Source organism: Priestia sp. JV24 (genome assembly GCF_025910025.1).
GTDB classification, from domain to species: Bacteria; Bacillota; Bacilli; order Bacillales; family Bacillaceae_H; genus Priestia; species Priestia megaterium.
On record NZ_JAPCIN010000023.1, the window covers coordinates 22,619 to 35,539 of the forward strand.

The 12,921-nt window shown below is 37.8% G+C and carries 10 protein-coding genes and 1 riboswitch; of the genes, 3 read left to right on the forward strand and 7 right to left on the reverse strand.

Features of this window, described 5'->3' with window-relative positions; translation table 11 throughout:
• The first annotated feature begins 165 nt into the window (after positions 1–165).
• The 3 genes from OK414_RS21410 to OK414_RS21420 are packed head-to-tail and all read left to right on the forward strand — an operon-like array spanning position 166 to position 3,058.
• Positions 166–1,671 carry a glycosyltransferase family 39 protein gene (locus OK414_RS21410; protein WP_205661892.1) on the forward strand — a complete coding sequence of 502 codons (1,506 nt, stop codon included), beginning with the start codon at positions 166–168 and terminating at the stop codon, positions 1,669–1,671.
• A gap of 20 nt (positions 1,672–1,691) precedes the next feature.
• Positions 1,692–2,084: a GtrA family protein gene (locus OK414_RS21415; RefSeq protein WP_263045038.1), complete on the forward strand. Its 393-nt coding sequence runs from the start codon at positions 1,692–1,694 to the stop codon at positions 2,082–2,084.
• Positions 2,081–3,058 carry a glycosyltransferase family 2 protein gene (locus tag OK414_RS21420; protein WP_263045039.1) on the forward strand — a complete coding sequence of 326 codons (978 nt, stop codon included), beginning with the start codon at positions 2,081–2,083 and terminating at the stop codon, positions 3,056–3,058. Before OK414_RS21415 ends, OK414_RS21420 begins: the two co-directional genes overlap by 4 nt.
• 38 nt (positions 3,059–3,096) lie before the next feature.
• Here OK414_RS21420 and OK414_RS21425 read toward each other — a convergent pair whose 3' ends face one another.
• The 7 genes from OK414_RS21425 to hflX all read right to left on the reverse strand — a co-directional run bounded on the left by OK414_RS21425 (position 3,097) and on the right by hflX (position 12,849).
• Positions 3,097–4,074: a cation diffusion facilitator family transporter gene (locus tag OK414_RS21425; protein ID WP_016765348.1), complete on the reverse strand. Its 978-nt coding sequence runs from the start codon at positions 4,072–4,074 to the stop codon at positions 3,097–3,099.
• 109 nt (positions 4,075–4,183) lie between these two features.
• Positions 4,184–6,010, reverse strand: coding sequence for an APC family permease (locus OK414_RS21430; RefSeq protein ID WP_263045040.1), 1,827 nt, complete (start codon positions 6,008–6,010; stop codon positions 4,184–4,186).
• A gap of 162 nt (positions 6,011–6,172) precedes the next feature.
• A riboswitch (cyclic di-AMP (ydaO/yuaA leader) is annotated at positions 6,173–6,315 on the reverse strand.
• 191 nt (positions 6,316–6,506) lie between these two features.
• The gene (locus tag OK414_RS21435; protein WP_034649290.1) at positions 6,507–7,565 is read right to left on the reverse strand and encodes an N-acetylmuramoyl-L-alanine amidase; all 1,059 of its coding nucleotides are present in this window, start codon (positions 7,563–7,565) and stop codon (positions 6,507–6,509) included.
• A gap of 728 nt (positions 7,566–8,293) precedes the next feature.
• Positions 8,294–9,628 carry a type I glutamate--ammonia ligase gene (gene glnA / locus OK414_RS21440; RefSeq protein WP_013084732.1) on the reverse strand — a complete coding sequence of 445 codons (1,335 nt, stop codon included), beginning with the start codon at positions 9,626–9,628 and terminating at the stop codon, positions 8,294–8,296.
• An 83-nt stretch (positions 9,629–9,711) separates the two neighbouring features.
• The gene (locus OK414_RS21445) at positions 9,712–10,119 is read right to left on the reverse strand and encodes a MerR family transcriptional regulator (RefSeq protein WP_013058786.1); all 408 of its coding nucleotides are present in this window, start codon (positions 10,117–10,119) and stop codon (positions 9,712–9,714) included.
• Between the two features lie 190 nt (positions 10,120–10,309).
• Positions 10,310–11,572 (reverse strand): aminotransferase class I/II-fold pyridoxal phosphate-dependent enzyme, encoded by a 1,263-nt coding sequence (locus tag OK414_RS21450; protein ID WP_263045152.1) that lies wholly within the window; start codon positions 11,570–11,572, stop codon positions 10,310–10,312.
• Between the two features lie 14 nt (positions 11,573–11,586).
• A complete protein-coding gene (hflX, locus tag OK414_RS21455) occupies positions 11,587–12,849 on the reverse strand; it encodes a GTPase HflX (protein ID WP_080743228.1) in 1,263 nt (420 codons plus the stop codon).
• Positions 12,850–12,921: the final 72 nt, after the last annotated feature.

Here is a 12,921-nt window from a genome sequence, read left to right on the forward strand (position 1 = left end):
TTTTCCTACTCCGCTTACTCTTTTATCAAACGTTATGCCGCTGTTACAATTTCAGAACAATCTAACATTATACTCTATAAGAAAAATATATACAAAATAATAAAATATGGTATCATAGGGTAGGAATTTTGTACCTTATCTATGAAATAATTTGCAGGAGGTAATATGCTTAACTCATTTTTATCCAAAAGCCTGATCTTTTTATGCGTCATTATTCTTACCTGGTCTCTATGGGGCAGTTATAGTGCGATGACAAATTCATTGGAATTAAAAGGCTTGGCTTTAAGTAATTCATTTATTATTGAAGGAATATTTATCACTTTCCTTGTCATTTTTCTAATAGCTATTGCAAGTAGATACATGAACAAAACTGTTTTTTTTATTTCACTGATTGTTTTGACCTTAGGTATTCGATTAGCATGGATGCTTTCTGTTCAAACGCCTGTAAAATCTGACTTTCTTGTCATGTTAGATGCCGCGCGTAATATAGCAAAAGGAAATTATGAATTTAATCAAAGCGTTTATTTTACTACATGGGTATATCAGCTAGGCTTTTCATTCTATGAATCTGTTATTATTCGCTGTTTTGGAGATAACATTTTTATATTAAAATTGTTAAATATTTTTTATTCCACTGGAACCGTTATTTTTATTTATTTAATTGGCGCTAAAGTATTTAACGAACTTGCTGGGAGAATGGCAGCTTTTCTGTATGCGTTCTACATTCCGAACATTCTCTATAGCTCAGTGTTGACTAATCAGCATTTAGCTACTTTTTTATTTTATGCAGCTTTTTACCTTATTATAAAAAGATTTGCTCATAACAAGTTTAGCTGGCTTTATATTGGCCTTTTATTGTCGTTAGGAAATTTAATGCGCCCTCTAGGACCCATTATTATCGTTGCTGTTTTCATTTATTTCATCTTGCAAATTCTTCGACCTTACATTAAAACGAAGGATGCTGCTGAGTTAAAAGCTTGGCGAAAGAAAATAGGAAAAAATCTCGTAGGCATACTGGCTACTTTTTTTATTGCAAATGCGCTGATCAACTATTCTTTTGTAGCTAGCGGTATTTCTAAATATCCTTTAAGTAACAGAGATCCTTTATGGAAATTCGTCATTGGCTTTAATTACGAAACAAGCGGTTCCTATTCTTCAGAGGATGCTAGTCGTTTTATGGGTATGCCAATTGGGGAAAAACGAGCTGAAGCAGAAAAAGAGGTAATTAAAGAGCGGGTAGCAGACAAAGAGCAACTTTTAGATCTCTTTCACATTAAATTCCTAAATATGTGGGGAGGAACGGATGCATCTACATTTTGGAGCATTTCATTAACTCCTCAAGAAGATGTGCCTTTCAATAAAGAGAAATTAATTAGTGCTGCTCAAAGTTATGAAAGAATCATTTATGTTTCAACTACTATTCTTTCCATTATTGGCCTTATATGTTTATTCCTGAGGAAGCAGGATAAATATCCGTATACACTGTTTTTATTACTAATCATAGGATACGTTCTTATTCACTTGCTTATTGAAATTCAAACTCGCTATCGATTCTTTATTTTTCCAAGCTTTATGCTGCTTGAAGGGTTTGGTATTTCAGTGATTCTATCTTATTTAATAGTACGATTTACTAAAAATAAAACTCAGATAAAATGTGAAGAGATAAATTAAATGGAAAGGATTATGCAACCGTGATAAAATTCCTGAAATTCGGATTTGTAGGTATAATGAATACCCTGCTCACCATTATCAGTTACTTAGTACTCATTCATTTTGATATGAATTATATATTGGCTAACGTACTATCTTATTTCATTGGCGTCATAAACAGCTACTATTGGAACAAATCGTGGGTGTTTCAAGCAACTGTACATAAATGGATGTTAGCTCAATTTTTCATCGTAAACCTTATTACCTTAGCAATTAATACATCTTGCTTATTCCTTCTTGTACACTATACACCTGCTAATCCAATAATTGGACAACTGTTGTCTACTTGTATAGGAATGTTTATCAATTTTTTCCTCAATAAAATATGGACGTTTAAGCACACAAACAATCACTCGATAGGAGGTAAAGCATGAAAGAACTAATTTCAATCGTGGTACCTATGTATTTTGAAGAAGAAGTAGCTAATGAATGCTACAATCGCCTGCTTTCCGTCATGCATAAAAACCACATTAACTATGAATTCATTTTCGTCAATGACGGCAGCACAGACCGAACAATTGAAATCTTGAAGGACGTAGCTGCTATGGATTCTAATGTAAAAGTTATTGATTTTGCTCGTAATTTTGGGCACCAAACTGCCGTAACAGCAGGCATTGATTATGCTCAAGGGGATGCTATCGTTATTATTGATGCAGACTTACAAGATCCACCTGAAATGATTCCTGAATTAATTGCTAAATGGCAGCAAGGCTATGAAATTGTATACGCAAAGCGCAAGAAACGAAGCGGAGAGACCTTTTTTAAATTAGCCACAGCTAAGTATTTTTATCGCTTTTTAAATTATATGTCCGATATTGAAATCCCGAAAGATACAGGAGATTTTCGTATTATCGACCGAAAAGTAGCGGATGTATTCAAAAAAATGACTGAACGCAATCGTTTTGTACGAGGAATGATGTCTTGGATTGGCTTCAGGCAAACATATGTAGAATATGAGCGCGATGAACGTTTTGCTGGTGAAACAAAATATCCTTTAAAAAAGATGATCAAGTTTGCTTCAGATGGAATTATTGGGTTTTCAACGAAGCCTTTGCGTTTAGTAATGGTTATTGGCTTATTATCGGTTTTTGTATCACTTTTAGTTTTAAGTTATTCGATTATTGTTTGGCTGATAGGTAAAAACATTCAGCCTGGCTGGACTTCTATTATGGTAGCTATCACCTTCTTTAGCGGTATTCAGCTACTTGGTTTAGGTCTAGTCGGACAATACATCGCAAGAATTTACGATGAAAGTAAAAATAGACCTATTTACGTTGTACGTGAAACCATTAACTTCTCGAAAGCTTCAACAGATTCTCCGAACGTACGTGAAAAAGTATATAGCTAAAAAAACAAGGAAGAAAACAGTTGTTTTCTTCCTTGCTTTTATTCTTTTTGAAGCTGTAAATCACTTGGCGCCCAGTCCGGAATTCCATCATCTTCATCAAATTCAATAATGACATCCGTTACTCCTTTTTCCTGTAAAATACGATTTTCCAGACGATCTTTAATGTCATCAGCTTCTGCCACTGTTAAAGAAGGATCAATTTCTACTTTTAATTCAACGTGAAGCTCTTCTCCTTCTTTCATCACCATTAATGTTTGAATATCACGCACTTGTACATCTTGCATGACAATCGCGCCAATTTTTATTTCCATTTCTTTATCTGCTTCACCAAGCGCTCCAGCAGCATTATCTAAAAATACTCGTCCTACCACAAAAAACATCATAAGCCCAATTAAAATAGAAGCAATTCCTTCAGCTTGGTGAAAAGGTGTAAACCGTGAAATGAAAACGGCTATTAACGCCAATACGCCTCCTCCAGTAGCTACCAGATCTTCCATAAAGACCAGCTTGGTTGCTGGCTTTGCTTTCCTTAAATGAACAAAGCTTTGGGTAAAAACATTGACCTCTGCAGTATTCATTCCGACATCGTGCAAAATTTCTTTCATTGCCTTAAATAGGACAAACATCTCAAGTAACACCGAGATGCCAAGTACTGCAATATTTAAAATAAAGCCTGAAGACTTCGTGGGATGAAGAATATGGTGATATCCTTCTTTAATCGTTTCAAACGCCATAATCCCTACTACAAGAACCGCTCCTAATAGAACAAGATTAACCAATCGGCCGAAACCGTTTGGAAATCGTTTGGTAGGGGCTTTTTTACTTAATGCCGAACCTATAAAGACAAAAAACTGATTAGCTGCATCGCCTAAGCTGTGCATCGTTTCAGCAAACATTGCTACATTCCCTGTTAAAGCGAAGGCAATACCTTTAATGATAGAGATAATGGTATTAACTACAGCGGCCATGATGGCTGATTTATTTCCCTTTCGCAACAATTTAATTAATTCACTCATACAATCCCTCCGTTTGCGCCTTTGATGAGATTCGATTACGGTTAGTGTATGTGAATTTAAAAATTAAAAACCTCCAACATACAAGTTGGAGGTTTTTAGTCATGTTTCATTATTTTTTAAAACGGTACGGTACAGTTGTAACAATTACATTTTTACGGTAAAGCAAATGTGCTTTTAACAACAGACTGGACTGGTTGTGAAGGATATTTTGCCAGCTTTTTTTCGTAATGAATTGCGGAATAACGACCGTAATAGCCATATTATTTTCCCGAGCTTTTTCCTCAGCCATATCGATGAATCGAAACAGCGGCCGCACTAAGCTGCGGTATTGAGAATGAAACGTAACAATACGAATATCAGGCTGCCACTTCTCCCACTTCTCTTCCATTCTCTTTTCGCTTTCTCGATCAAAGGCCACATGCACTGCAATAACGGTATCGCCAATCGTTCTTGCATAATTTAATGAATTTTCTACTACCTTTGTCATTCCTGCTACAGGAACAATGACCACACTTCCTTCAAGCTTTCCAATCTTTTCTCCTTGCTTAATGCGAAGCTGCTCTCCTACCGCTTCATAATGCGTATGAATTCGATGGAAAATATAGACAATAACCGGTAAGAAAATGAGCACGGACCATACTTGTGAAAACTTCGTTGTAAACAAAATAATTAGCACCGTTAAGGTAATGAGGGCACCAATTAAGTTAATGGTTAGCTTCCCTTGCCAGCCGGCCGGCTTTTCTCTAAGCCATTTGACAATCATGCCTGTTTGAGAAAGCGTAAATGGAATAAACACCCCGACTGCATAAAGAGGAATTAATTGTTCAGTCGCTCCTTTAAAAGCTACAATTAAGACAGTAGAAGCAATTCCAAGGGTCACAATTCCATTTGAATAGCCTAATCGATCGCCACGAATTTGAAACATTCTTGGCATGTATTTATCAGACGATAAGTTGACAGCCAGCAAAGGGAAAGCTGAAAAGCCCGTATTCGCCGCTAGCACTAGAATTAGAGCTGTTGTGCCTTGAATAAAATAATAAAATCCATTTCGTCCAAACACACTCGATGCAATTTGTGATACAACCGTTTCATCTGCTTTTGGAGAAATGCCAAGCCAATAAGCTAAAAACGTGATGCCAGAAAATAAAACGGCTAAAATACCGCCCATCAGCATTAATGTATGAACAGCATTTTTTGCACCTGGCTCTTTAAAGTTAGGCACTGCATTTGAAATAGCTTCTACACCTGTCAATGCGGAACAGCCTGATGAAAAAGCTTTTAATAATAAAAACAAACTAATACCTGGCACTACTGTACCTAGAGATGGATGCAGCTCAGGTGAAACTTGACCCGTCGCTATTTTAAATAAGCCTACCGCTATTAACAAAATAAGAGCAATAACAAATAAATAAACCGGATAAGCTAATACGGAAGCGGATTCTGTTACACCACGTAAATTTAAGACGGTAATAAAAATCACCAGCAAACACGCAATTACTACATTGTAATGATGCAGCGCGGGAAAAGCCGAAGTTAAAGCATCGGTTCCTGCTGAAACACTCACAGCAACTGTTAAAATATAATCCACCAACAATGATCCCCCAGCGATAAGCCCGGGATTTTCCCCTAAATTGGTTTTCGAAACAATATAAGCTCCTCCGCCTTGCGGATACGCATAAATAATTTGGCGATATGAAAGAATTAAAGCCGTCAGCAGAACCAATACCCCAAGCGCAATTGGAATCGAATACCAATAGGCAAGGACGCCGACTGTTGCAAGTACAATCAAAATTTGTTCTGTTCCATAAGCCACTGAAGATAAGGCATCTGATGATAAAATAGCCAGTGCTTTAAGCTTACTAAGTTTTTGGTCGCCTAACTCTTTTGTTTTAAGCGGCTTTCCAATCAATAATCTTTTGAGAACTGAATAGTTCACGTAATTTCCCTCCGATGATTGCTTAGCTACTATTTACTGTTCATTGCTAAGCTCCGTTACAAGTTCATAAATAAGTGATATTATCCCTAAAAAGTACCTTTTTATGTTAAAAAAGCGCACAAAAAAAACACTAAGGGTTCTCAGCGTTTTTACACAGCTTAAACCTCCTCTCCAAAACGCTTATGGGGTTAGCTGTCGGATTCGGGCTATGAGAGTAGCCCTACCTTTTAAAAAAAGGATTCACCCCAAGTGACAATGCACAAATTTGGGTCCCCCACTTCTGACGAATTAAGCGATAACAGGTCAATATAATTTTCGGTTAAAGGGTATGATCGATAACATGTTTCTTTCATAACTATCCTTTGTTCTTAGATAATATACTCCCGTACAAATGGTTTGTAAAGCATTATTTTACGCAAACCATAAAATAGTGCTTAAGGCACTTTTAACAGAAAAACAAAAGGTCTTCTGCCCGCGTACAGAAGACTTTTTTGCTTTAACTTTTTGCTTTTAAAACGGCTGCTAGCTTGTTTTTCGTTTGAGGACCATAAATGCCATCCACATCATAAGGAAGATACACAAGCTGAAAACGTCTGACTGCATCTTTCGTTTGAACTCCATATATTCCGTCTACTGACCCTACTTTAAAATTAACTGCGTTTAATGCTTTTTGAAGCTGTTTCACGGCTTCTCCAGAATCACCTTGTTTTAAAATTCCATTTGGAAGTGGATACTGTTCCGAAGGTGGAGTTGGTGACGGTGTTGGAGATGGGTTTGGTGAAGTTCCTGAAGGAATAACAATTGTTTTTCCAACCTGTAGGGTTAAAGGATCAGAAAGCCCTTTATTTGCTTCTTGCAGCGCTTGTACTGTTATTCCGTACTTCTGTGCAATACTGTACAGCGTATCTCCTTGCTTGATCGTATACGTTTTTGTACCTGGTTCAGAAGGTGATGGATTTGGTGTCGGTGTCGGTGTTGGAGATGGTGATGGATTTGGAACTGCACGCCGAGGTAAATTTAAATATACGGCAATTCCTTTAGCATACGATTCACCCATACTTTTTAAAAAAGCTTCATTTTGAAGAAGTGCTGCATCGGCGCTCCTATCAATAAAAGCTATTTCAGTGAGTACTGCAGGCATATTTGTTAAGCGAAGCACCGCATAATTGGCTGATTTTCGTCCGCGATTCGGATGATTATACGACAGCAGCGTTGGCTGTACTTGACCGTGCACAATCGATTGAAACGTTTTACTGGCATTGCTAGCGCTTCTATAAACATAATCTTCGTATCCTGTTCCTCCACCGGCATTTACGTGAATAGACATAAACGCATCTGCGCCCCACGAATTAGCTTGAGAAGCTCGCTGAGATAACGATAAAAAAACATCTGTGGTACGAGTGGTTTTAATCGTAAAATCACTGTACATGCTATTTAAATAGCTTATTAAATATTGTTGAATTTTTAAAACTAAGTTTTTTTCATACAGTCCGTTCGCTCCAACTGCTCCTACATCTGCCCCACCATGTCCTGCATCAAGATAGATTTTTTTCATATTACTTGTCCCTCCTTATTGTTAACATATGCACGAGCGAAAAAAGTGCTACGTATACTAGCCTACCAGGTGAAAAATCACTAAAAAAAGACCCGCTGCCTAATGGTAACGGGTTATTCTGCTTTATAGACAGAATACTGAATAAGGGTAGCTCTCAAGGAGTGACAGCTATATGCAGAGTGTTGATTTGTTGATTTAATGATAATAATTATCATTTTCATTTAAAGTATACACTATGAGGAAAGTATTGTCTATTTTATTATTAGATTTGGAGCTACTTAAAAAGCAGGATACCTATAACAATGAGAATAGTCCAAATTGGAATGCTTATTAATATGCCTATTACTAAACCTTTGAAAAAATTTCCTTCTTGCATTTTTATTCCATTCCTCTCCAACAGTATTTTCTAATGACACTACGACTGGCTGAAAATTCTCTGAAGTTATACTGAAGTGCAGAGTGAACACATAAACAATCTCTCTATCTGTTATACACTACTTTTACATATAGATTCAATGAGACAAAAAGCTTATCCTTTTTAATTCATATAACCAAATTCTTTCCTGTATATAACAAAACAACAAAAATCCTCCCGTAAATTTTACGACAGGCAGTTATACTTGTTTTATAAACAGCTTAGTTCGATATTTAATATGCGCAATGTTATTCATTTTGAAAAACAAAAAAGTCCGAGAGAACGTATAAACGATCTCTCGGACTTTTAGGAATTAATATTGGCTCATGTATTGGTCACGTTCCCAAGGATGAACTTGTGTACGGAACATATCCCATTCGATTTCTTTCGCTTCAACGAAGTGCTCTGCTAAGTGTTCACCTAATGCAGAAACCATAACTTCGTTTGATTGGAAGCTATCTAAAGCTTGAGCTAATGTTGCAGGTAAATCTACGATACCTTCTTCAACACGCTCTTCTTTTGTCATTACATAGATATTACGATCGATAGGTTTTGGAGCTTCAAGGTTGTTCTTGATTCCATCTAAACCAGCTTTTAATAGAACAGCCATTGCTAAATATGGATTAGCAGCTGGGTCTACGCTACGTACCTCAACACGAGTTCCTACGCCGCGAGAAGCTGGGATACGGATTAATGGGCTACGGTTGCGAGCAGACCATGCAACATAACAAGGAGCCTCATATCCAGGTACTAGACGCTTATAAGAGTTTACAGTAGGATTTGTTACTGCTGTAAAGCTGTGTGCATGCTTGATGATACCTGCGATAAATTGACGAGCAGTATCACTTAGCTCTAGATTACCGTTTTCATCATAAAATGCGTTTTGACCATCTTTAAATAATGAAACGTTACAGTGCATACCTGAACCATTCACACCAAATAATGGTTTTGGCATGAATGTAGCATGTAAGCCATGTTTACGTGCAATTGTTTTTACAACAAGTTTGAACGTTTGGATATCATCACAAGCTTTTAATGCAGCAGCATATTTGAAGTCAATCTCGTGTTGTCCAGGAGCTACCTCATGGTGAGATGCTTCAATTTCAAAGCCCATTTCTTCAAGCTCTAATACGATGTCACGACGGCAGTTTTCACCAAGGTCAGTTGGCGCTAAGTCGAAGTAGCCACCTTTATCATTTAATTCTAATGTAGGTTCGCCTTTTTCGTCTAATTTGAATAAGAAGAACTCTGGCTCAGGTCCAAGGTTAAAGTCAGTAAATCCTAACTCTTCCATCTCTTTTAACACACGTTTTAAGTTATTACGTGGATCGCCATCAAACGGAGTTCTATCTGCATTGTAGATGTCACAAATAAAACGTGCTACTTTACCTTTTTCAGATGTCCAAGGGAAAATAACAAATGTATCAATGTCCGGGAATAGGTACATATCTGATTCTTCAATACGTACAAACCCTTCAATAGAAGAACCGTCAAACATCATTTTGTTGTCTAACGCTTTTTCTAGTTGACTTACTGGAATTTCAACGTTTTTAATTGTTCCTAAAATGTCAGTGAACTGAAGACGAATATACTTTACATTCTCTTCTTGAACTTTGCGGAAAATATCTTCTTTTGTGTACTTTGCCATCGTGTGATCCTCCCCTAAATCTCTATATAATATTTATAATCTATACCACTCATATACGAACGGCATAAATATTGATAACTTTATTAATGAAAGAACCTGGACATATCTCCTTGATTTAAAGTTGCTCGATTAAAACGGCCTGCTTGCATAAGTTCTGCACGAAGCATTTTTCGCAATTCATCGTCCGTTAATTCTGGCTTTGCTGTTGCTGCCACAACTTTTTCTTCTTGCTTATGCCCTTTTTGCTCCTTTTGAAGATGAAACAGCTGTTTTACACCTGCTAAGTTCACACCTTGTTCAATAAGATCACGGATTTCAAGCAGCTTATCAACATCGTTAAATGAGAATAATCGTCGATTTCCCTCTGTTCTTACTGGTGCAACTAATTCATGTTCTTCATAGTAGCGAATTTGGCGAGCCGACAACTCAGTTAACTGCATCACAATTCCAATTGGGAAAAGTGGCGTATTTCTTCGAATGTTGTCACTCATTTCAGTTCCTCCTTTGGATTAACTATTTACATTGTATGCTATGTTAGTTCACCTGTCAACCGAATGTTAGTAATTCTAACATAAATTTTTCTGAACATTTCTTCTATACAAATAAATAGCGCTTCGTTTATTTTTATAAGCCTATCTTTTCTTTCTTAGCGGGGAGAAAATAGTCTTTCTATCTTATATTTTATAAAAGTTCTTTCGTCAGCATTTGATCTACTGCCATGCATATTGCTACTTTTACGTGAGCATACGTTAACCCGCCCTGCACGTAAGCAACATAAGGAGGCCTGATAGGTCCATCTGCCGTCAGCTCAAGGCTTGCTCCTTGTATAAACGTTCCAGCTGCCATAATCACATCATCTTCGTACCCTGGCATATAAGCAGGATAGGCCGTTACGTGTGAATTAATTGGCGAAGCAAATTGAATAGCCTGACAAAAAGAAACCATCTTATCACGGTCATCGAACTGCACGGATTGAATTAAATCCGTTCGTTCACTGTTCCACTTCGGTTCACTTTGCATCCCTAGCTTTTCGAACATAGCGGATGAGAAAACCGCTCCTTTTAATGCTTGACCGACTACGTGCGGAGCCAAAAAGAAACCTTGATACATTTCTTGCAAGCTATACAGCGTCGCTCCAGCTTCTGCACCGATTCCAGGAGTTGTCATTCGGTATGAACAAGCTTCCACTAGGTCTTTTCGTCCTGCAATATAGCCGCCGATTTTAGCAAGACCTCCACCAGGGTTCTTAATGAGCGACCCCGCCATCAAATCTGCTCCTACATGCGTTGGCTCGATTGTTTCTACAAATTCACCGTAGCAGTTATCGACAAATACTATAACGTCAGGCTTAATACTCTTTACAAAAGAAATCATTTCTTTTATTTGCGCGACTGTAAAAGAAGGGCGAATGCCGTAACCTTTTGAGCGCTGAATGCCTATCATCTTTGTGTGCTCATGAATAGACGCTTTCACTTCTTCAAAATCCACTTGACCTTGCGCTGTTAAATCTACTGATTTATAGCTAATATTATATTCTTTTAAAGAGCCTACGCCGCTTCCTCGTATACCAACAATTTCTTCAAGAGTGTCATAAGGCTTTCCAGTTATATATAATAGTTCATCTCCAGGACGCAGTACACCAAACAGCGATATACCAATTGCGTGCGTACCTGAAATAATTTGCGGACGCACCAGGCAAGCTTCTGTTCCAAAAACGTCCGCGTATACTTTCTCCAACGTATCGCGGCCTAGATCGTCATATCCATACCCCGTTGTCGGATTAAAATGTGAATCACTCACTCGATTTTGCTGAAAGCTTTGCAGCACCCGAAATTGATTTGCTTCAATGCGCTCGTCAATTTTCTCATGTACAGGCTTAATTTGTTTTTCTACTTTTGCAGCAAGTTCCCGAATGTGTGCCCCGTTTTTTAACTGATCAAACATCATTTCTTTGTTCCTCAACTTTCTTCAAACGTTTGTAGCTTTTTGTAAAGGGGATGCTCTTTTGCAATATACCCTTTGCACTGATACTTCTCAGTTTCTTCATTAAATTTTAACGACTCAAGAATAGAGACCGTTTTGAGTTCAGCGAGCATTTTTCCTTCATAAGCCGGCAGCAGCACATGAAAAAACGCCATTTCTTTTTTCATTTCTTCTTGAATTCTTTCTCCAAGCTTCACTAAATCAGTAGCTTTAAAAGCGCTCATTGATAAAGATGTGGAAGCGGATGGGACAAATAGTTCATGCTGCATATCTTCTTTATTGTAAACTGTCAGCATCGGAATGTCCGTTACGTTCAGCTCTTCTAGTAAGCGATGCACTGTTTTTTCGTGGTTGTTGTAATCTGGATTAGAAGAATCTACCACGTGCAGAACAAGGTCAGCTTCGGTTACTTCTTCAAGTGTTGAACGGAACGCGGCTACTAACGTTGTTGGAAGATCTTGAATAAATCCAACCGTATCCGTTAAAAGAGCCGTTAGTCCTGACGGAAGCGTATACTGTCTTGTCGTTGGATCAAGAGTTGCAAACAGCTGATTTTCTTCAAAAATACCCGCCTCTGTTAAGCGGTTAAAGATCGTCGATTTACCAGCGTTCGTATAGCCCACAATTGCAATTTGATAGACATGATTACGCTTACGTCTTTCTCGATAACGTTCGCGGTGACTTACCACTGTCTTTAACTGACGCTTAATTTCATCAATTTTACGGCGAATATGTCTGCGGTCACTTTCAAGTTTCGTTTCACCAGGACCTCTTGTTCCAATTCCGCCTCCAAGACGTGACAAAGCGGTACCTTGTCCTACTAACCTAGGCAGCAGATAATTTAATTGAGCCAGTTCCACCTGCATTTTTCCTTCTCGCGTTTGAGCACGCTGTGCGAAGATATCCAAAATCAGCTGCGTACGGTCAATAACACGCGCAGATAACCCTGCTGACAAATTGCGGATTTGACTCGGTGACAATTCATCATTAAATACAATTAAATCAGGCTCTAACTCTTCTTCAAGAGCCACAAGTTCTTCTACTTTCCCTTTTCCAATATAAGTAGCTGGATGAATGCGATCGCGCTTTTGCGTTAACCTTACCAGCACTTCGCCTTTTGCAGTCTCAGTTAAAGATGCTAGCTCATCCATTGAATATTCAAAACGTTCGTCATCGTCATGAAGCTGACATCCGACTAAAATTACGCGTTCAAGTTCAGTATTCATTTCTGCTGTCAAAGATTTTTCCTTCCCTTACTATTAAATTGACAAATCATTCATATCATATCAAAAAAATGTCCATTTCTCCAT